Source organism: Bartonella sp. B10834G3 (genome assembly GCF_016102505.1).
GTDB lineage: Bacteria > Pseudomonadota > Alphaproteobacteria > Rhizobiales > Rhizobiaceae > Bartonella > Bartonella choladocola.
This window is the reverse complement of record NZ_JACFOM010000002.1, coordinates 484,064-504,939: the sequence shown is the minus strand read 5'-3', so window position 1 is coordinate 504,939 and position 20,876 is coordinate 484,064. Positions and strand designations below refer to the sequence as shown.

At 45.3% G+C, this 20,876-nt stretch carries 18 protein-coding genes and 3 tRNA genes; 10 read left to right on the top strand and 11 right to left on the bottom strand.

Annotated features, from left to right (window positions below):
• Positions 1-53: 53 nt before the first annotated feature.
• The 4 genes from H3S94_RS07560 to H3S94_RS07545 form a co-directional block, all read right to left on the bottom strand.
• Complete coding sequence (locus H3S94_RS07560; RefSeq protein ID WP_198240696.1) at positions 54-587, bottom strand: hypothetical protein; 534 nt, start codon at positions 585-587, stop codon at positions 54-56.
• A 103-nt stretch (positions 588-690) separates the two neighbouring features.
• The gene (locus H3S94_RS07555) at positions 691-1,725 is read right to left on the bottom strand and encodes a YcjF family protein (RefSeq protein WP_198240695.1); all 1,035 of its coding nucleotides are present in this window, start codon (positions 1,723-1,725) and stop codon (positions 691-693) included.
• On the bottom strand, positions 1,722-3,158 hold the full coding sequence (locus H3S94_RS07550; RefSeq protein ID WP_198240694.1) for a YcjX family protein: 1,437 nt from the start codon (positions 3,156-3,158) through the stop codon (positions 1,722-1,724). Before H3S94_RS07550 ends, H3S94_RS07555 begins: the two co-directional genes overlap by 4 nt.
• Positions 3,159-3,259: 101 nt before the next feature.
• On the bottom strand, positions 3,260-3,763 hold the full coding sequence (locus H3S94_RS07545) for a histidine phosphatase family protein (protein ID WP_198240693.1): 504 nt from the start codon (positions 3,761-3,763) through the stop codon (positions 3,260-3,262).
• Between the two features lie 191 nt (positions 3,764-3,954).
• Between H3S94_RS07545 and dksA the strand changes: the two genes are divergently transcribed.
• The gene (dksA, locus tag H3S94_RS07540) at positions 3,955-4,371 is read left to right on the top strand and encodes an RNA polymerase-binding protein DksA (RefSeq protein ID WP_075870874.1); all 417 of its coding nucleotides are present in this window, start codon (positions 3,955-3,957) and stop codon (positions 4,369-4,371) included.
• Positions 4,372-5,018: 647 nt separating this feature from the next.
• On the opposite strand, the gene H3S94_RS11895 is transcribed toward dksA, so the two are convergent.
• Positions 5,019-5,879: a flagellar biosynthetic protein FliO gene (locus H3S94_RS11895; protein WP_246786443.1), complete on the bottom strand. Its 861-nt coding sequence runs from the start codon at positions 5,877-5,879 to the stop codon at positions 5,019-5,021.
• Positions 5,880-6,137: 258 nt separating this feature from the next.
• On the opposite strand from H3S94_RS11895, the gene H3S94_RS07530 reads away from it, so the two are divergent.
• Together H3S94_RS07530 and H3S94_RS07525 are read left to right on the top strand one after the other, a co-directional pair.
• Complete coding sequence (locus H3S94_RS07530) at positions 6,138-8,702, top strand: PAS domain-containing sensor histidine kinase (RefSeq protein WP_198240692.1); 2,565 nt, start codon at positions 6,138-6,140, stop codon at positions 8,700-8,702.
• 110 nt (positions 8,703-8,812) lie between these two features.
• The gene (locus tag H3S94_RS07525) at positions 8,813-9,916 is read left to right on the top strand and encodes a branched-chain amino acid ABC transporter substrate-binding protein (RefSeq protein ID WP_369805249.1); all 1,104 of its coding nucleotides are present in this window, start codon (positions 8,813-8,815) and stop codon (positions 9,914-9,916) included.
• A 108-nt stretch (positions 9,917-10,024) separates the two neighbouring features.
• Here the strand turns inward: H3S94_RS07525 and H3S94_RS07520 are convergent, their stop codons facing one another.
• From H3S94_RS07520 to purM, 3 genes are all read right to left on the bottom strand, one after another.
• Positions 10,025-11,176, bottom strand: a complete 1,152-nt coding sequence (locus tag H3S94_RS07520) for a hypothetical protein (protein ID WP_210327994.1) — start codon at positions 11,174-11,176, stop codon at positions 10,025-10,027.
• A gap of 416 nt (positions 11,177-11,592) precedes the next feature.
• Positions 11,593-12,204, bottom strand: coding sequence for a phosphoribosylglycinamide formyltransferase (gene purN, locus H3S94_RS07515; RefSeq protein WP_198240690.1), 612 nt, complete (start codon positions 12,202-12,204; stop codon positions 11,593-11,595).
• Positions 12,201-13,274, bottom strand: coding sequence for a phosphoribosylformylglycinamidine cyclo-ligase (purM, locus tag H3S94_RS07510; RefSeq protein WP_198240689.1), 1,074 nt, complete (start codon positions 13,272-13,274; stop codon positions 12,201-12,203). Before purM ends, purN begins: the two co-directional genes overlap by 4 nt.
• Positions 13,275-13,480: 206 nt before the next feature.
• Here purM and H3S94_RS07505 point away from each other — a divergent pair, with 206 nt between their 5' ends.
• Both H3S94_RS07505 and hdaA read left to right on the top strand, forming a co-directional pair.
• On the top strand, positions 13,481-14,665 hold the full coding sequence (locus tag H3S94_RS07505) for an AI-2E family transporter (RefSeq protein WP_246786463.1): 1,185 nt from the start codon (positions 13,481-13,483) through the stop codon (positions 14,663-14,665).
• Positions 14,662-15,357, top strand: a complete 696-nt coding sequence (gene hdaA / locus H3S94_RS07500) for a DnaA regulatory inactivator HdaA (RefSeq protein ID WP_198231146.1) — start codon at positions 14,662-14,664, stop codon at positions 15,355-15,357. The genes H3S94_RS07505 and hdaA overlap by 4 nt, the downstream gene beginning before the upstream one ends.
• 15 nt (positions 15,358-15,372) lie before the next feature.
• On the opposite strand, the gene H3S94_RS07495 is transcribed toward hdaA, so the two are convergent.
• Entirely contained in the window at positions 15,373-16,008 is a 636-nt protein-coding gene (locus H3S94_RS07495) for a hypothetical protein (RefSeq protein WP_198240687.1), read from the bottom strand.
• Positions 16,009-16,162: 154 nt separating this feature from the next.
• On the opposite strand from H3S94_RS07495, the gene H3S94_RS07490 reads away from it, so the two are divergent.
• From H3S94_RS07490 to H3S94_RS07480, 3 genes are all read left to right on the top strand, one after another.
• Positions 16,163-16,239: transfer RNA gene (locus H3S94_RS07490), tRNA-Pro, on the top strand.
• Positions 16,240-16,326: 87 nt separating this feature from the next.
• On the top strand, positions 16,327-16,632 hold the full coding sequence (locus tag H3S94_RS07485) for an ETC complex I subunit (protein ID WP_198231144.1): 306 nt from the start codon (positions 16,327-16,329) through the stop codon (positions 16,630-16,632).
• 25 nt (positions 16,633-16,657) lie between these two features.
• A tRNA-Arg gene (locus tag H3S94_RS07480) sits at positions 16,658-16,734 on the top strand.
• A 769-nt stretch (positions 16,735-17,503) separates the two neighbouring features.
• On the opposite strand, the gene H3S94_RS07475 is transcribed toward H3S94_RS07480, so the two are convergent.
• A tRNA-Glu gene (locus tag H3S94_RS07475) sits at positions 17,504-17,578 on the bottom strand.
• A 63-nt stretch (positions 17,579-17,641) separates the two neighbouring features.
• Positions 17,642-18,898, bottom strand: a complete 1,257-nt coding sequence (locus H3S94_RS07470) for a D-Ala-D-Ala carboxypeptidase family metallohydrolase (RefSeq protein ID WP_370541015.1) — start codon at positions 18,896-18,898, stop codon at positions 17,642-17,644.
• A 375-nt stretch (positions 18,899-19,273) separates the two neighbouring features.
• On the opposite strand from H3S94_RS07470, the gene H3S94_RS07465 reads away from it, so the two are divergent.
• Both H3S94_RS07465 and H3S94_RS07460 read left to right on the top strand, forming a co-directional pair.
• Positions 19,274-19,621 carry a hypothetical protein gene (locus tag H3S94_RS07465; protein WP_077992274.1) on the top strand — a complete coding sequence of 116 codons (348 nt, stop codon included), beginning with the start codon at positions 19,274-19,276 and terminating at the stop codon, positions 19,619-19,621.
• 61 nt (positions 19,622-19,682) lie between these two features.
• Positions 19,683-20,876 (top strand): LL-diaminopimelate aminotransferase, encoded by a 1,194-nt coding sequence (locus H3S94_RS07460; protein ID WP_198231143.1) that lies wholly within the window; start codon positions 19,683-19,685, stop codon positions 20,874-20,876.

Genomic DNA, 20,876 nt, shown 5'->3' with positions numbered 1-20,876 from the left:
GACGACCGAAATAATCTGCAGCCATGCTCGTTTAAGACCATAGCTGTTCATTGTTATTTTTTGGCAAAATTACGCGTTACATCACCTGTCCGCTTGAGTTTCATTCCGACTACCGGAATAAGGTCGTCCTCGATTTTGACGGAAACGGTAATATTCATCGAGTTTTTGTCTTCAAGACGAGCCATCATGGCGCCGTTCAATTGTTTCCGGTTAAGCCCGAAAACCATCCGGTCAGCACCGACTTTGCCGGAAATGACATCCAGACCATCTCCCTTTGAACCGTCATTGAACTCGCCGGAAAAGCCGGATGGCCCCCGCAAAACGGTTGCCTTCATCGGCTGGGAAAAAACGCCGACACGGCAATTGCCATCAAGTGTCATACCTACTTGGGTAACCTCCGAAGTACCGGCGAAAGTGCAGGTAAATTTTGTTCCTTTATATTTTCCCGCAATCACTTCACCCGGTCCGGCCCAGCTTCCTTCAATCGAACGGAAGAAGTCGACATCACTGTCGGCGGCACGACTTGCGGCAACCATAGAATATGTGGCGACAGTCAATCCAACAAAAGCCGATACAATTTTTTTCATAATGGCGTTACTCTGCCTTTTACTCAAACGCTGATAGAAAAAGATAAATTCCTGCCAAGCAGGCTATCGTTGCGTGCCATTATGGGAAAAAATGGTTAATTCTTTATTTTTTATCTTCGTCGTCTGACAGTTTTTTCGGCTTTTCTTTGGTGTTATGCCTGCCTAGCCCGATAAGATCACCGGTAAAATCGCTAATTCCGGGGCGTTTCTCGCCATCGAACGGGAATGGGCGGAGCGCATCCATTGTCGCGATTCCAATACGGGTCGTGAGCAAGCCGTTTACCACACCTTCTCCCAATCTGGCCGATAAGCGGGTTGCCAGACCTTGTCCGATAAACTGTTCCACCAAACCGTCACCCACCGCCAGTGTTCCTGTTACTGCAAGATGAGAAATCACACGCTTTATCAGAGAAATCAGCCCGAAACGCTCAGGCCGTGCGCCGTAAAGACATGCAAGCCGCCGGATGAGGCCAACGACCTCATAAAGAACATATCCAAGGTCGATGATTGCACGCGGGCTTACGGCAGTTACAACGGAAACACGTTTGGCCGAATTGAGAATCATTTTGCGTGCTTCTATGTCGAGTGGTCGCAGGATTTCATATTCGGCGAGATGAATAAGCTCTTTGCCGTCGATAATATCCTGACGATGCAATTGCATCGCTTTTCGTCCCGCAACGTTATAAGGGCTATGAATTGTATAACCTATCAATTCATCAACTGATTGGCGAGCGAGATTGACATCGTCTGTTTTTGAAGCTTGTTCGGCATTCTGCCTGATTTTATCGACTGAAGCCAACCGCATTATCGCGCGTATTTCTCCGATGATAAAAAAGCAAAGCGCAATTGTTCCGACAATTGTAATGGCTAGTGCGATAAACCCCAAATATTCGTATTGTTCAAACAGCGAACGTATCAGGTTGTTGGCCCACAGACCGAGGCTTAAGATCAGTAACAATAGAACCGACAATAAAAATATTTTGCCGCTTGATATGCCACGTCCCGAAGAATCGTTGTTTTTGAAATCGGGATTATCGAGATGATCGAGTTCATCCAACGCCTCTTCAATAAACGGGTCATTCCGGTCTTCCGAAACCGATTCGAGATCGTTGATTGCCTGTGGTTTACGGTTAATCATAAGAGATAATCTCCAAACAGAAATTCCATTGCCCGATCAAGACGGATATGAGGAAATGGCTCATTCACACGAAGTTCCGGTGGTAAAAAACGAACGAATTGGAGGCGGTCTTGCCACCCTTCACTCAATAGTTCTGATAAGGATCGGGGAAGATCACCGGGAAAGATGGCCGTTTCGGTTTTTCCATCAAAGACGGTATCGCCAATTTTTTCGCCTTTCATTGGCGTACCAATGACCACCGGCAAGCTTTCGCCATTTTTTTCACTTGTACCTTCTTTTGTGGAACGCAATGAAGCGAGTGCAACTGTATCCGTCAAAACACCATTGATTTTGGCTTGGGCTAACGCTGCATCGACGATTTCACCGGTAATTTTTTCAAGATTCTGATGATTGACGTGATGGAGATAATCAACTTTTGTTGCAGCTATCAGAATACGGTCGATTTTATGTTGTACAAGATTACTAATGAGATGCTTTCTGCCAGCGCGAAAACACACAAGAATTTCACTTAATGCGTTTTGCATTTCAAGGATTGACTCTTTTCCGCCATTAATAGCGTCAAGTGAGTCAACGAGAATGACCTGACGATCGAGCCTTGCGATATAATCGCGAAAAAACGGTTTTATAACAAGATTTTTATAAGCTTCATATCGTTGTTCCATGACTTTGGCGATAGAATTTTCGGGAAATTCGGCAATGCCCAAATCGGGAAGGGGAGAAAAAGTGAGAACCGGTGCGCCTTCAAAACCTCCCGGTATTAAAAACCGCCCCGGAGGAAGAGCAGAAATCATATTTCCGGAATTTTTTGCTGCTTGTAGATAAGCTTTGAAACTATCGGACAAAGTTTCAATATCTTTTTCATTGGCTTCGTTCAAAAAATTGATGCTCTGGATTGCCCCCAACCAGGCTTTCGCATGTTGTTTGTGGGCGGGCGAGTTAGCCCTTGCAATGGATTGGGCACTGAACGTGCGGTAGCTTTTGCCAAGCAGCGGCAAGTCGAGAAGCCATTCGCCCGGATAATCAATAATATCAATGTTGAGTTTGGTTTGTCTGAGGCTCGAAAATGTCTGCAAACGGGGCACAAATTGCAGTTTCAACCTGAGTTGCGTAAGAGAACGTGTCGATTGCGGCCAGTTTTTGTCATGGACCAAACAATCAATGTGTTTTTCAAATTCAAATCGGGCAATTTTGCTGTCGGGTTGTTCAGTGAGCTTGGCGCTTGTGAGCCGACCTTCACGCGTAACGCCAAAAACCGGCAAACGTCCGGCATGAAGCAGATTCTCGATGAGCGATGTGATAAAGACAGTCTTTCCTGCTCTTGATAGACCGGTAACACCAAGCCTGAGCGTAGGGTTGAAAACGCTTCTGGCGCGATCGCTCAACGTGTCGAACGCAATAGCAGCTTTGTCAGTTAATGATGTTAATGAAGGCAAATAACGAAATTCCTGCAATTGTTGAAAATCTGTTTACCAAATAACCGGACAATTAAAGCATATGGTGCATCACCTTGATATGTGCAAGATAATCGGAAGTGTTACGGTTTCAATATGGTGAGGAGATTTCCCCGTCCGGCAAGCTGTTTTACCGGAATATCAGAAAATTCGAACAAAGCCGTATGGGCGGTATCAAGAAACAACGGTAAAGATAGCTTGACGCTTGCCGGATTGCATAATTCTGTAGCAAGGCTGCTCAATACAGGATTATGCCCGATCAATAATAGCGGAAAGCCCGTTACAGTTGTCGATTCAATAAGAGATAGATAGTCGTTGATACTTCCATAATATAGTTTTTGAATAAAATCGGTTTTTATACTTGTATCAAGCTCCAGAGCATCCAGTGTTTGTTGCGTACGTAGGGCAGGAGAACATAGGATTGTGCGTGGGTGGAAATGGTGTTCTCCAAGTAATTTTCCGATTTTTCTGGCGCTTGCAATGCCTTTTCCGGATAATGGACGGTCAATGTCTTTTCCTGTTTTCGCAGTGTCTACGGCTTCACCGTGGCGCATAAGAGCAATGAACATTTTTAGACAACCAGCCATTTATTAATCACAAAAAAAGTAACCTGTAATTTAAAATTGAAAAAAATGAATTTATAATCGTTTATACTGTCTTATAAATTGTTATAGTATCAATATGTTAAAAATTTGAACGAAAAATTATTTTTTGTCTTGTGTTAGAATTTTTTGCACAATATATAGAGCCGCACATACAACATGTGGAGGCTTTGAATATGAGCGAAACACAGAACGCTGAGTATCATCCTACCGAAGATGAGCCTTTCATGAGTGAAAGGCAAAAAGTCTATTTTCGTGCTAAACTTATAGCTTGGAAGAATGACATTTTACGCGAAGCGAGAGAAACGCTCGAAAATTTACAGGAAGAAAACGCCAATCAACCGGATTTGGCTGATCGTGCGTCATCCGAAACGGATAGAGCAATAGAATTGCGTGCTCGCGATCGGCAAAGAAAGTTGATCGCAAAAATTGATGCGGCGTTGGAACGACTGAATGATGGCACTTATGGTTATTGCGAGGAGACCGGAGAGCCGATCAGTATCAAGCGTCTTGATGCGCGTCCTATTGCGACACTTTCTATAGAAGCGCAAGAACGCCATGAAAAACGTGAAAAAGTTTATAAAGACGAGTAAAACGTCTGAAGAGTAAAATTAAGCCAAGCCTGTGTCATGACAAAGTGTGACACAGGCTTGTTTGTTTTAATTAAAGTGATGGGGATGTTTACGGCAAGAATTTAAGCACTTTGATATATCACGAAAGCCGCGGGAATTCGGTTAAAACAGGCGAGTGGTAGCAAAATTGGCTGATGATGGCAAAATCCGGTTTTTATGGATAATTTGCTGCATGAAATTCGTAGTGAGAAAATTCAATTTAATTGAAACGGTCGCGTAACCGCATTTATTAAAAATCCCGTTCGCGAGGCTCTTGCGCGTTCATATTGGATTTCGGAAATGAACCGACCAAAATTTTTGTTCAAAAATGGCTTACTTGAAAATAACCGGAACACATTTGCCTAAAATGAAATGGCGTAGAACTCCAAATTTCAATGAAATACAGATAAAATCGGAAGCCCCGTTTTGGTTGATGAAAATGCCGCTCATGCAGCTTTTGACGTAACGGTTCAAGTGCAGGTGTTCGCCATTTTCACGGAAACGGGTGTTACCATTCTTCCCGAAACAGGAATGACAATGTAGCTATACCGCGAAACGGTTTTGGTTTCGCTTAATCACTTGAACAAGCAAACATTTTCAGCGCCCGAATAGGCAAATATTTCGCAAGTTTAGTGTTTTTCGTTTTTTATTGCGTCTTTCAACTCATCTTCAAACATGTGGTCGAAATCGTCGTCAAGATTGACCGCAGGATCAATCGTTTTTTGCACAGTTCCAAGAGATGGATCGCGCCGACCTTCTATTTCAGCACCAATCGTACTATCTCTAACAGTCGGAGCAAAATCGGGCGTAACGGGCGGCTTTTCGTGCAAACGAGGTGATACTCTTCCCGTCGGGAGGGGAGAAAAATCCGGTTCAGAACGGTCACGTGGCGAGAAAACGGGCGGTTCTACACTGCGATTGTCCACTTTGTTTTCATCGGCAGGGCGTATATTCAATTCGGGAGAAATATTTGTAAAATTTCCGGTGGATTGGGTCACGTTAAGAGAGCCGGGCGCGGGATTTGGTTTTATGCCGGACCGATCATTGGCACGATGTTGCAAAGGCGAGACAGAGATGTTTTCGGCGGGCGTCGGATTGGTAAATCTTGTTTCTCGAAAGCTCTGTGCAGGCTGCGGATTTTCGGCCAATTTGTCGGAAGGCGTGAACAAGCCTGGTTCTTTTCCCGCCATTTCGCCAATTTTGATATTGGTTTCAATGACGATATCGGTAGGTCCGCCAATCATCAACAAATGTTCGACATTGTCACGTCGTACCAGAACAAGTCGGCGTGTGCGATCAACGGCGGCAGCGTCACGCACCGATAGACGTGGTGTTCGTGATTTTCCGCCAACAACAAATGTACCATTGTTGAATTTGCGTAACAGCGAAATGGTGATTGCGATTGCAGCGATAACAACGATGAGCACCACAAGGCTGGTAATGATGTTAGCAGCCGATTGTCCGATCTGGTTTTCTAACCAAGCGTGCATACTTTCTCTATCTCCTATTGGAAGAACGTGACCATATCCATTCTTTCACAGTTATGCCAGAAAATTTATAGACCAAAGAAGGCCGCATAAAGGAATGGAAAGTTGTTTTTTAGAATATGCACCAATATTTAGAGTTGTCGCCAGAGCCGGGACTGTTGTGAAAAATTGCGTACCGTATCATTATTGCTTCATGGATAGGGTGTTTTCGGGCAAAATAGCTCGAAGAATCAAAATAAATGTCAGAGGCAGTCCTGAATTATGAAGAAGCCGGAAGAAATGGATAACAAACTGGTTTTTTCGGAAAAATATAAGCGATTTGTAAAGCTTATTGCCGGTGCTATTGTACTCGTTTCAATTGCTATGGCGTTTGGGGGTGTGTTTGTCCGGAATCGTCAATTCGATTTTGCCGCCAGAATTATGTTTCTGTTTTTGGCACTGATCGGATTTTCTGTGCTTATTGTCTTTTTATCTGGCACATTCGAGCGGTTTTACAGAAAAGACAGGGGTGGAGACGGGCTTTCCGGCGATATGGTGGAAGATGCACTGCTTCTCACCGACGCATCCGGTCACATCATTAACGCTAACGCGGCATGCCGCAAGCTCACAGAATTTGACAAGTCGAAAACAGTTTTTTCGCTTTTTTCTTCGCTACAAAACGCCGAACAACTTATCTATCGGCTTACTGCAAAAGCACTTTCAGGTGAAGTGGTGCGCGAGCAAGCGCAGGGAACCCGTCCCTTATGGTCTGAAACAAATGGAGAAACTCAAAGCTGGTACAATTTGACAGTTAGACCGATAAAACGGGAAGGTGTTTTATGTCTCTTATGGAGGCTTCAAGATATTGGTTTTGCCCGTGATATGTACGCGCCGCTTTTCCGGAATCTTCAGGAAGCGATCAATTATCTGGACCAGTCGCCTGCCGGTTTTTTATCAGTCGATCAAAATGGATCCGTTCTCTACATCAACGCCACATTGGCGAATGCGTTGAATATTGACTTGTCAAAATTCAAGAGGGGCGAATTGACTTTCGACAGCCTCTTCAAATCGGGTGATTATGGAGAAACGTGGTCACAATTAAAGCAACATATGAAAGAGGGTGGGAATAATCATCGTTTCCACATTGAATGGCGTAATCGTGAAGATAGGCACAAGACTTTCCTGGCTCTCGCTGCAAGCCAAACAAGCGAAGGCGAGGATGAAACATTTTGTCGTCTTGTGTTTATTCCTGCCGAAGGCCAAGCAGATTCAATAAATGTATTGCCGGCAACGTCGGACATTTTCCGTTATTATTTCAACTATTCGCCTCTGGCACTTGCCACAATTGGTCGCGATGGAACTTTGTTTGCAATCAACAAGCCTTTTCATGAACTATTCGATATAAAAAACGATGATAGCGGCAAAAAATCACTTATCGGGTTTTTCAGCGAGTCCGGTAAACGTGACATTGGCGAAATCATTCGGAAAATATCGCAAGACGGGCATGGCAGCTTGACCACAGAGGTTAGCCTTGCAACAAATGAAAACCGGCATTTCCGGTTGTATTTTTTAGGTTTATCGAAAGAAATCAACCAGGCTGACGACGAAATAGCCATTTTATCAGTGATTGAGACGACAGCTCAAAAAACGCTGGAAGACAAGATGGCGCAAGGGCAAAAGTTACAGGCAGTCGGTCAACTTGCTGGTGGCATAGCCCACGATTTTAACAATGTTTTGACCGCGATCATTATGTCTTGCGATCTTCTATTGGCAAGTCACAGGAGTTCCGATCCAGCTCATGCGGATCTTATCAATATCAAGAACAATGCCAATCGGGCGGCTTCACTTGTCCAACAATTATTGGCATTTTCACGCCGACAAACACTCCGTCCCGAAGTCGTCGATTTTACCGAACTATTATCGGATGTAAGAAATCTTTTAATGCCTCTTCTTGGAAGCAACATACATTTGAAATTCAATCACGGGCGCGATCTTTGGAATGTAAAAGTCGATCAGGCATCATTTCAACGTGTTCTGATGAACCTTGTCATCAATGCCAGAGATGCAATGCCCAAAGGCGGAACGATTACGATTACAACAACAAATATGCCACGACAAAAAATAACCAATCTTGCCTTTAACGGCCTTAACGCCGGTGATTATGTCGAACTTGACGTGGAGGATACGGGAACCGGTATTCCCAAAGCTGTTCAGGATAAAATGTTCGAGCCATTCTTTACGACAAAAGAGGTCGGCAAAGGAACAGGCCTCGGCCTTTCTATGGTTTACGGCATTGTCAAGCAGACCGGTGGTTATATTTATTGTGAAAGTGAAGAAGGGAAGGGTACAAGGTTCCGTATCTTTTTGCCGCGTTTTGTCGCTGAAAACACTCAAAACACTCAAAAGCCGACAGAGCCGGCCAAATTGCCAATCGAAAAAAACGCAGATCTTTCGGGAACAGCAACTGTGCTGTTGGTAGAAGATGAGGCAGCGGTGCGAATGGGGGGTGTGCGTGCATTGCAATCACGTGGATATACTGTTCTGGAAGCCGAAAACGGGCTGGAAGCACTCGACATTATTGCAGAGCATAACGGAGCAGTCGATCTCGTTGTATCGGACGTCGTTATGCCGGAAATGGATGGTCCGACTTTATTGGGCGAAATGCGTAAGAGATATCCCGAAATAAAGTTTGTATTTGTATCGGGATATGCGAAGGATGCTTTTGCTAAAAATCTACCTTCGGATGCGGTCTTCGGTTTTCTGTCAAAACCGTTCACTTTGAAACAATTGGCGATGAAAGTGAAAGAAATGTTGTCCGATAATTCCAATAATAGTGCACCAAATTAAAACCTGTTTTATTTTTCCTCGAAACATTGCGTTTAGGTGATTGAAATCCTCGTCATCTAATGCAAGATAAACACCACTAAATTCGGTAAAGAGGGTGAACCATGCGCAAAATTCTGATTTCTACAGTTTCCGCCTTGGCATTAACTGGCAGTCTTTTCACAATGTCGGCATATGCCGATATTATTATCGGCTTTATCGGTCCAATTACCGGTTCGGTCGCAGCCTATGGTATTCAGGCAAATAACGGCGTAAAAGTTGCCATTGACGAATTCAATAAAAAAGGTGGCATTAACGGCGAAAAACTGGTGTTGAAAGTTTTTGACGACGGTGCCGAGCCAAAGCAAGGCGTGTCTGCAGCCAATCAGCTTGTTGGAGAAGGTATTCAATATGTGGTTGGGCCGGTCACCTCGAATATAGCCTTACCTGTTTCAAATATTCTGGAGGAAAATGATGTTTTGATGATAACACCTTCCTCGACAACACCCGAACTTTCAAGCCGCGGGCTTTGGAATGTCTTGCGTACAACCGGACGTGACGACCAGCAAGGTGATTATGCAGCAAACTATTTCATCCAACATTTGAAAGATAAACGTATTGCCATCGTCCATGACCGTGCCACTTATGGCAAAGGACTTGCCGATGCATTCAAATCGGCTTTGAACAAAGGCGGCGTAACCGAAGTTTTTTACGGTAACATCACACCGGGCGAAAAAGACTATTCGGTCATGGTCAGTCGGCTCAAGCAGGAAAAAGTCGATTACGTCTATTTTGGTGGTTATCACCCTGAGGCAGGACTTCTTCTCAAGCAGTTGCGCGAACAGGGCGTTGACGCACCACTTATCGGAGGCGACGGCTTCAACACGTCCGAATTGTGGTCGATCGCTGGAAATGCAGCCGAAGGATCTCTGTTTACCAATGCTATAGATGTTAAAGGCAATCCGTCTGCGCAAGATGCGATCAAGGCGTTGAAAGCCCAGAATATTCCGCCGGAAACCTTTGCCATCAATGGTTATGCTGCAGTCGAGGTTCTTGCCTATGGTATTGAAAAAGCGGGTTCGGCGGACGATCCGGAAGCCGTCGCAAAAGCTGTCAAATCCGGCGAGCCGATCAAGACAACGCTTGGCGAGATCACTTATGGTGATCGCGGTGATATAACATCAAAGGTTTTCGGCATGTATAAATGGCATAATGGCGAGATTATTTCAGCCGAGTAAACGAGCGTAGAACGAAATAACAGACTATATCGGAAAGGCGGTGTAAAGCCGCCTTTTTGTTCGAGCTATATTTGCTTAAGTTTTCAATCACGAAAACCGGAGCGTCATTCAATTGCTTGCAACAGCGGTTGATTGGTAAATGCGGGCAAGCATTCGGGAACCGTCTTTTTGCATGTTGGTTTGCATTTTATTTTCCGTCGCATCAATGAGAGCGGCAACGGTATTATTGCGAATAGCAACAGGGTTGCGTTCGTAACCGGGGCGCAGGAAGAAATTCGCTGTAGGGACTTTGTTCCGGTATTGTGCCGGCATTGTCACCATATCGTAACCATTGCCGTCTCCGGTCAGGTTCAGCATTTCGAGTTCTGCACCGGAAAGTGGACGGGTCACACCCTTTCGACGTAAAAATGTTAAAGACGTCTTCAATTTATGGATTTGCAATAGCGGACCTACATCTTTATCCATCGTCATTGCATGCATTCCAAGACCTGCATCGGTTTTTGCAAGTTCGCTCTGTGCCGTCCAGTTGTGAGGCACTGTCCTTGCCCTTGCCGTCATCCGTTCGACGACATTGGCTTTTTCGAGTAACCTCATTCTTTGTGCCCCCGATGCCATTTGCGCTTTTTGCCGCAATTCCATGACAATGTCGTTGCCATATTCCCACATCAGGCTCACACTTGCGGTTGCAACAAGTTGGTTATAGCCGATCGCGGTCGATGCCGGTCGGGCGTTTGCTTTGCCCTTAATCATACCCGATTGAAGATCGTGGCTGCCATCCCCACCGGTTTCAAATGCATAGATAGAAACGAGCTGGTCACGGTTGAGGCCGATTTCACGCGCTGCATCGACATAAGTGCGCATAAATTCTTCCTCGCTTGCGGGAGCTTCCGGTTGGAAGCCATAAACGCGTTTTGATGCTGCAATAAAATCGTCAACGCCCGGTATTGTTCGGGATGGGGCTGAAGAACCGCCTGTCTGTGGTTTTGAAGGTCCGGTGTAGAGCGGCGGCTGGGTAAGTACATAATCGGTAAGTTCTACAGTTTGTCCGCGTGCGCGTTTTTGATTCCGCAACTTGCGCTTGGCGCTAATCTCGTCCCAATAGGCTGAAGCTTTTTGATTATAGGCGCTATAAGCCGCCCGCCACGCTTCATAATCACCACTATTGCCGGTTTTTAACGGGCTGGAAGGCCGGATACTGGATGTTGTTTCACTTGACGGACGTGATGATGACAATTGCAGAGACTGGAGCGAGTCCGACATGCAACCGCCAACAAACAAACTGCAACCGATGAATAATATAGTTTTCGTTTTTAACACAACAGCACGATCCTGTGAAAACTTCACTGGCCATTATGTGGTTAATTGGTTGACAAGTTGTAAAGACGTAACTTGTTCTTCGCAGGACGGCCGATCCGGAGAATTTAAAAATTCTGCGACGTTATTATTCGAGGTATAAAAATTGCAGCAAGACCATCGCGAAAAGGGTAAAGAACTATTCGGCTACGGACAGACAATACGTGCGACAGGCAATACTCAGGATTTGTTAATTCGGTTTTTTCCACCGCTTGTCATGGCTTTTAAAGGCAGGGGGTAATCGCTGTCTCTTCAAATCATTGTTCGGAACATTCCTACAAAGTAGAAAAGCTTTACAACAAGCAGACAATCTTCAAATGAAGTCAAAACGAAATGATCTGCTGTTCGCCATTTACACCATCGTGCCGATGTTCGATAAATGCGCGCAAGGTTGCCGGATAGAGCTGGTGTTCGACTTTGAGTACCCGTGCAGCCAGACTGTCGGCTGTGTCATTTTTCAAGACCGGTACTGCTGCCTGACCTAATATTTCCCCTTCATCCATCCCTTCAGTGACGAGATGTACAGTGCAACCGCTTATTTTTACGCCTGCATCAATGGCACGTTGGTGGGTATGTAATCCTCTAAAAAGAGGGAGGAGAGCCGGATGAATGTTCAATATTTTTCCCTCATAAGGAGAAATAATACGTTGTGAGATCAAGCGCATGAAACCTGCAAGGCACAGAATATCCGGCCGGTATTCGTCAATTCGATTAAGCAGTGCGATTTCAAAAGCTTCCTTGTCGGCGAAATCTTTACGTTCGACAACATGAGTCGGAATATTGAAAGCTTGAGCTTTTTCAATGCCTTTCGCGTTTTTGTTATCACTCAATACGGCTACAATTTCGGCCGGATAGTTCTCCTTTCTGGTCGCTTCTACAAGCGCCACCATGTTGGATCCGCTGCCGGAAATGAGAATTACAACTTTTTTTTTCATAATCCGAGGTGTCCTTTATAGACAACGCCCTTATTTTGCCGGGGAATAACTGTTCCAAGCGCAATAACTTTTTCACCCTGTTGCTGAAGGAGTGAAGTAACGTCGGCTGCATCTTTTGCTTCGACGATGACAATCATACCGATGCCGCAATTATATGTGCGTAACATTTCATGTTCTGCAATATTTCCCTGTTTTGCGAGCCACGAGAAAACCGGAGGGACTTCGATCGCAGAAAGATCAAGCTCGACGGCCAGATTTTTCGGTAAAACTCTTGGAATGTTTTCAGGAAAACCGCCGCCGGTAATGTGAGCAAGTGCTTTTATGCCGCGATGGCTTTTTAAAACGTGAAGGAGAGACCGGACATAAATCCTTGTAGGTGTCAGTAAAGCCTTGCCGAGTGAAAGAGTTTTGTCGAACGGAGCAGGGGCGTTAAAATCAAGACCACTTTTTTCTACAATTCTACGCACAAGGGAAAAGCCGTTTGAATGTAGACCGGTGGAAGATAACCCCAATACAATATCACCGTTTTCCAATTCTTTGGATGGCAAAAGTGTACCACGTTCAGCCGCGCCGACAGCAAAACCGGCGAGATCATAGTCACCTTTTTTATACATACCCGGCATTTCGGCTGTTTCACCGCCGATAAGAGCTGCCCCCGCCTGTCTGCATCCCTCGGCAATTCCGGAAACAATGGCTGCTCCCTCATCAGGATCAAGCTTGCCGGTTGCAAAATAGTCAAGAAAGAAAAGCGGCTCTGCACCTTGAACGACAAGATCGTTGACACACATGGCGACAAGATCAATTCCGACGGTGTCATGAATGCCAGTATCAATGGCAATTTTCAGCTTTGTTCCAACGCCGTCATTCGCGGCAACAAGAACAGGGTCTTTAAAGCCCGCAGCTTTCAAATCGAACAATCCTCCAAAACCGCCAAGTTCCGTATCGGAGCCGGAACGTCGGGTCGTCCGTACGACAGGTTTTATCTTCTCGACCATAAGATTTCCGGCATCAATATCGACACCGGCATCAGCATAAGTCAGATTGTTTTGAACAGGATGTGTGTCGCTCATCGGATTTATCCTTAACTATGTTCTTGAACACGTCAGAGCAATGCCACGTTCAAGCGCCACCCGCAAGTTTTATCAAGCTTAAAAAAAAGATATAAACGATTGTTTCTTGACGATGCGACGGGAAGCTGCATATCCTTAAAAAACAACAAATTCAGTGGACGTTTATGAGCAATACGGATTTTGATACCGCCTCCAAACAACAGGCAATGTCAGAGGGCAAAAAAGGTTTGAGACTGGGAAGGCCTAAAAAGACGGTCTATATTCCGGCTTATGCCAATGTTGCATTCCGTGGTAACGTAAAAAAGCAAGCCATATTCTGGCTCTTGACATTGCTTTTTTTCATTATTTTCATGTTCGTCTTCAGTTCCATTCTGTTGCCATTTGTCGCCGGAATTGTGCTTGCCTATTTTCTTAATCCGATTGTTGAAATACTGGAAAAAATCGGAATTTCGAGAATGTGGGGAACGGTTCTTATTACAATTGCAATCGTGCTTATACTCGTTATAGCACTTACAATTCTTATTCCGGTTATTACTTCACAGTTACAGCAATTTATCCGCGACGGATTGCCGGTTTACGTAAATCGTATTCAGGCATTTTTCGCCAATCATAGTTTTGAATGGATAAAGCGATATATCGGCAGCGATGCATCTGAAATACAGGCAAATATTCAAGGCCTGCTGGGGCAAAGTTCGGATCTTATAAAATCGGTGCTCAATTCTGTTCTTGATTCGGGAAAATCACTGGTTAATCTTGTGAGCCTGTTTGTTGTTGCACCGGTCGTTGCATTTTATATGCTCCTTGATTGGGAGCGAATGGTCAATACAATCGATTCATGGATTCCACGCGACCATCTGGAGACGGTAAGGGGCATTTTTCATGAAATGGATCGGGCTGTTGCAGGGTTTATTCGTGGGCAAACATCGGTCTGTCTCGCGCTTGGCGTTTATTATGCAGCAGGTCTCACCATATCGGGCTTGAATTTCGGTCTCCTGATCGGATTGTTCGTAGGCTTAATCAGCTTTATTCCCTATGTCGGTTCTATGACCGGTTTTGTTCTTTCGGTTGGTGTTGCGTGGGTACAGTTTTATCCCGAACATTGGGAAAGAATTATAGTTGTCATGGGAGTGTTTTTTGTCGGACAGTTTCTTGAAGGATATGTTTTGCAACCGAAGTTGGTCGGGCAATCGGTAGGGCTTCATCCTGTCTGGCTTATGTTTGCGCTCTTTGCTTTTGGTTCGCTTTTCGGCTTTACCGGTATGTTGATCGCTGTTCCTGCTGCTGCGGCTGTCGGGGTTCTTGTAAGGTTTGCACTTCATACCTATCTTGAATCACCACTCTATTCACCGAGCAGCAATTCCGCAGCCGATCAAGTCGGAGGAAAGGAATGAATAAAAGGTTAGAGCAATTACCGCTCTCACTTTCGCATCCAACAGATTTCTATTCAGATGATCTGGTTGTCACCAAAAGCAATATTGCTGCATACGAGCTCATTGAACACTGGCCGGATTGGCCTATGCCAATCGCAGTTCTTGTCGGCCCGAACGGTTCGGGAAAAACACATTTTTCCAGTGTTTGGAAAAATATCAGCAACGCGCGTCAGGTTTCTCCGGATCGGCTTGGCGAGGCTATTGTAGAGATTGATAAGGGTAATCCGGTTCTGATAGAAGATATTGATAGTGTCGAACTCGACGAAGTGACTTTTTTCCATCTTATCAATTCGGTCAAACAAGCCCGTTTGGTCAATCGGGTGGCGACATTGTTAATCACATCAACATCGGCTCCTTTAAGCTGGAAGGTAAAACTTGATGACCTCACAAGCCGTTTAAGGTCGGTTACACTGGCAGTCATCGGGCAGCCTGACGACGAATTGCTTGTTTCTGTTGCTTCCAAGCTTTTTTCCGACCGGCAGATAACGGTAGATCCTTCGGTGGTAGAATATCTCGTAAGTCGTTCGGAACGGTCGCTTTTTGCGTTAGGGAAAACTGTCGATGCAATCGACAGGCTCGCATTGCAAAGAAAAAGCAAGATTACCAAAGCACTCGTCTCTGACGTTATGAATAACGTATCGGAACAGGATTAAACGAGGGAAAACCGGTCACGGGGTTATCGAACCGGTTAAAGCACCATCAATCAAAGAAGAAATATCTGGTGCTCTGGTGCTTAAACTTGTTCCGTTTGCCCAGCCGATGATATTGGTGGAGGGAACAACCACGCGGTGCCAATTGCCCTGACGTTCATAGGAACGCATTTCCTGCCCTGCTTTGACGTTAGCAACAATTTTCGAGTGCGAATCAGCCTTTGTATAGATCGCAGTCGGCACTCTTGCAAAAATAACATTGGCGGCATTGTTAACGGCAAATCTTGCTTGGGGCGGTAAGTTTGTATCCGGACGATAGGGTATAGAAGGTGAAGTGAGGTCAGGTTTTTCGATCGGAGCCTTGGGTGCGACCGGCTGGAATGTGACCGGATCCGGTACTTTTGAAACGGGCTTTACAGCAATTTCCGGAAGCTTGATTGATGAAAGTTCGGTTTTGCGAACGGGCATGGCAGAGGAATTCGCAAGGGTTCCGGATTGTTTCTGGTTGGCATTTGTCTCGTATGTATTATGGTACCAACCGGCACCACCCAAAAGAGTTAAGCCGCCAAGAAGAAAATAACTTAATGTGGACGAATATTTTTTTCGGTTTGAAGTTTGCCGGATTTTTTTTGCTCTTGTCCGATGTACCGCCATAGCAAATCCTTTCTTTAAGGCGATTTTGACATCAAATTATTTTAGAAAAGTTATCGCCCCAAAAAAATTACGGAATAATCGGAAAAAAGCGAGATTTGCGCTTGCACTTCACAGCGGAAAAATTTAGGGAATGTGCGTCGAACTTAATTAATGTCGGAGCGTAGCGCAGCTTGGTAGCGCACCTGATTTGGGATCAGGGGGTCGTAGGTTCGAATCCTATCGCTCCGACCATGACTTGATTTGACAAAAAGATGATGCGACAAAGTGGTCGTAAAAGTTTATAATAATGACCACGGCATGATCCGAAGGGAATAAATCATGGTAGCTCGAATTTTCAGCCCGGCTAAAACGGCGATGCAATCTGGAAAACGCAATACCGGTTTTTGGGTTCTTGAGTTTGAACCTAGTGAAGCCAAGATGATAGATCCGTTGATGGGATATACATCTTCTGCCGATATGCGTAGCCAAATCAAATTGACGTTCGAGACACAAGAGGAAGCTATTGTCTACGCGACAAAGAACGGAATAGCCTACCAACTCGAGGAACCGCACGCGATGACACGCAAAAAGGTTTCCTATTCGGATAACTTCCGGACGGATCGTCAGGTTCCTTGGACACACTAATCAAACTATCGTTCTGAACAATTTCGGTCCCGTAGCTCAGCTGGATAGAGCAACGGCCTTCTAAGCCGTGGGTCACAGGTTCGAATCCTGTCGGGATCGCCATTTCACCTTGAAAACAAATTTTTTCCGATTTTCAAGGACACTTGTGATGTTGTCGGTCGGGACGAAATCCGTATTCTTGAGTTCGACATTACAGTTCACAATAACATAAATCATTCGTTTCGAGTCGCTGCCTGTCGCCTTCGTCTGCAAAGTTTCAAAATAGAATCATTTAGTTTTCTATTCCCGTTCTTTTCCGGTTTTACGGCTTGAGTGCGGAAGAAAGCGGATATTACGGCTGTTGCTCTTCTTCATTGCGCCGCATCTTTTTTTTAGTAATTTTTCTTTTCAAAATCGTTTTTCACGAAAGTGATAACTTATCTGAAAAGCTCGTTAAATTATCCATGAGTGCGAGTTTGTTTTTCACATGCGTTGAGCGCAAAAATTAAGAGATGATAGAAACTCGTCGGAAGTGAATTGCGATTTTTACGAATCAGTCGGGCAACGGGAATCAACATCCGGTAATTCAAATCAATAAAGAGTCCTGCATTCTTTTATATTCGTTAGAACAAGAATGGGCAGGCAATGCAATGTCTCGACTGCATCGGGAAATCATCTTCAATATCTGAAATATGCGTCCAGAGCGCTAAAAGTGGATAAGGGGCAATTTCCCTTTTGGTGAGTGCGGATTTCTTTTGAACGCGAACGTACCGCTAATATTCGTAGAACACAGGATAATAGCCGATATTCAAGCTGTTTATCGGGCAGGGAACAGACCGAACAATCCGCTGCACGGCTATTTTCTATTGTCACTGAAAGGGAGGAAAACTGCTGGTACGCCCAAGGGGATTTGAACCCCTGTTTCCGCCGTGAAAGGGCGGCGTCCTAACCACTAGACGATGGGCGCTTGGCAGTGAAACGGCTTATAGAGAGGATATTATTTAATCGCAAGCCCTGTTTGCAATTTTTTTTAATTTTTTGCTGAACAAGTCCAATTCCAATCGCGTTTTGGACCAACATCGACGTGAATTGACTGGTGACAATATGTTCCCACTCCGCCTCGATTGGGCAAAGCACGAACAAATTTTGCGACTTCCCACTTGTTTGTGTCGGGCACTTGTATGTCTGCTGCGGCACAAGACATATGCATGGAACGCTTTGCACCGTTGACTTTCTGGTTATAGGAGGGGCTACGATAACCCGACGTTATAATAACCGGCTTATTGAAGCGACGTTCAATGGTTTTTAAAATCGCAACCAGTTGGGGCCTTAAACACGAAACTTCGACATCTTTACGCGCGACTTTAAGTCCGTTTGGCAGCGAACGGCCGTACATGCTCACCGAGGCAAGTGTATAAAGCGACGGCGAATCAATTTCATTCGCATCAATATCGGTATCGTCATAAAGACTTGTGCGATGTTTGATAACAATTCCGCCATTGGGACGTACCCCCGGTAATACATCGTTATATTCGTGAGGATCTTTTTTCGGCAGTGGCACAAGGGCGGTTTTTGTCTCGCTATCGACGGGCTTGTTTTCTTTGTTATTATCGGAGCGTCCGAAAAGACGCATCAAACTGCCTTTTTTTTGACTTGTTGCATCATGTTCGGGCGGCAGGTTCCGGTTTTCGGGCGATTGAGCTGTCGATTGTGAAGAATCACTGCCGGTCGCACCGGCATTCGCCTTTTCCGTGGGTGTTACAGTATTGGTTGCAGGCGTGGCAACGGACGGGTTGGATGTCGAATTGTTGGCAGTCGGTAACGTTCCGGAGGACGGACTTTGACCGGAATCAGGTGGATCTTGTGTCTGGTCTGTTTTTTCTTTTGACCGTCCAAAGGAAAAAAATGCCGTTTTCTTAGGTTTCGGTTCTTCAGTGGTTGCAGGTGCTCCCGCTGTTACTTCTGCCGGAACCTGATTGCCAATCTTCGCGGCTGACTGATCGGGCAACGGAGACTCTGTCATCGCCGTTTGCGGTTTTTCGTTCAATTTTTGTCCCGACAATGGCAAAGGGGTCGGAACAGGCACATTTTTAGGTTGATCCTTGCCTTGACCGTTATCATCCGGATTGACATTGTGTTCTGTCGAATTGATAGAGCCTTGAGTACTCTCAGCCGAATTTGCCTCGATAGAATTATTGTCAGGCGTTTGCGTTTGGGGAGTTTTTGACGATTTATCAAATACGCCGAGCCCGTTATTATTTGCCGTGCAGGAGGTCAACGCCAACACCAACGAGATCACGAGGCCTGAACGCAATAAATGTTGGCATAAGACAAAGGGTTGTTTGTTCGTTTTCGGAAAAATGTCGTTACTAGCTAACAATCAACAACCTCTTGTGGGGGCCTTAAGGCTTATGTTCCCAGCCTAACGCGTGGATAAACACAAGTGAATTATTTGGCGGCCAATTTGCGTTTATTTTATGCTAAAAATTAAAAATGGTCATCACATGACGATTCACTTTTGAAATATATGTTACTTTAACCACACAATTCACCGAAAACAACAAAACCTGACGAATATCGTTCAACATCTCTTGACGTTGGCTTCATGATAATCTCATGATAGGTGAGACTTTTATCATAGCGACGGGAATATAGAAGAAAGATGAAGATGCCCTTCAACAAAATGCAAAGTGTTGTTCTGACTTTGGTCGCGATTGCAGCTATGGGCTGCGCTCGCAGTGCCGAATTTACAGCACCGGAACAAGCTGGGGCATCCCACTCGGATATATATCCGCGTTTTTCCAATAAACCCAGAGCTGCCACAAAACAGTTTTCGGAAGCTGAAAAACAGTCTCTAACCGAAAAACTCGATTCCGAGGCAACCGCTCTGAAAAAAGTCCCCGGTCCCACTGCAAACAGCGCATCCAAACTTGCAAAAGCCAAAGATGATGCCCGCCGCGAGGCCGAAGAAACAGTTCGTCAAATCGAACAAAGTGGCAAACAGGATTAGTCATGTATATGCCACTGATTTATCAACAACATTAACTTCAATTTTTGAACCGGATTAGAAAATGTCGGAAGAATTCCATAAAATTCGTCGTTTGCCGCCTTACGTATTTGAACAGGTTAACCGCCTGAAGGCCGCGGCGCGAGCGAAGGGAGCCGACATTATCGATTTGGGAATGGGAAATCCCGATTTGCCGACGCCGCAAAATATAGTTGATAAGCTTTGCGAGGTTGTTCAGGATCCACGAACACATCGTTATTCGGCTTCACGTGGCATTCCCGGATTAAGAAAAGCGCAGGCCAAATATTATGAACGCCGTTTCGGTGTAAAGCTCGACCCGAATACGCAGGTCATTGCGACATTGGGTTCCAAGGAAGGCTTTGCCAATATGGCTCAGGCTATAACCGCGCCAGGTGACGTTGTTTTATGCCCGAACCCGACCTATCCGATTCATTCATTCGGTTTTATTATGTCTGGCGGTGTCATTCGTTCCATGCCTGCATTTCCGGGTGAAGAATTGTTGCGTGCTCTTGATCGTGCCGTCAAACATTCGATTCCGAAACCGATTGCCGTTATTCTGAATTATCCTTCCAATCCGACGGCTTATGTTGCCGATCTCGATTTTTATAAGGAAGTTGTCGATTTCGCTAAAAAGAATGACATCATCCTGCTTTCCGATCTTGCTTATGCCGAAATCTATTTTGGCGACAAAGAACCGCCATCAGTTTTGCAGGTGCCGGGTGCTATTGATGTAGCCGTGGAATTTACATCCATGTCGAAAACCTTTTCAATGCCTGGCTGGCGCATGGGGTTTGCTGTCGGCAATGAGAGATTGATTGCCGCCTTGACGCGCGTCAAATCATATCTCGACTATGGAGCTTTTACACCTATACAGGTTGCTGCTGCCTATGCTTTGAATGGTGACGGCTCGGATATTGCTTATGTCCGTTCTGTCTATAAAAAACGCCGTGACGTTATGGTCGAGAGTTTCCATCGTGCCGGTTGGGATGTACCTTCGCCGGAAGCAACAATGTTTGCATGGGCACCAATTCCTGAGCAATATAAACATCTTGGGTCGCTGGCTTTTTCCAAACTTCTCATCGAGAAAGCCGACGTTGCCGTTTCTCCCGGTATCGGATTTGGAGAACAGGGCGATGATTATGTACGTATTGCGCTTGTCGAAAACGAACACCGGTTGCGGCAAGCTGCGCGTAACATCAAGCGCTTCTTTTCCGACGAGAAAAACAAGGCAGCCTGA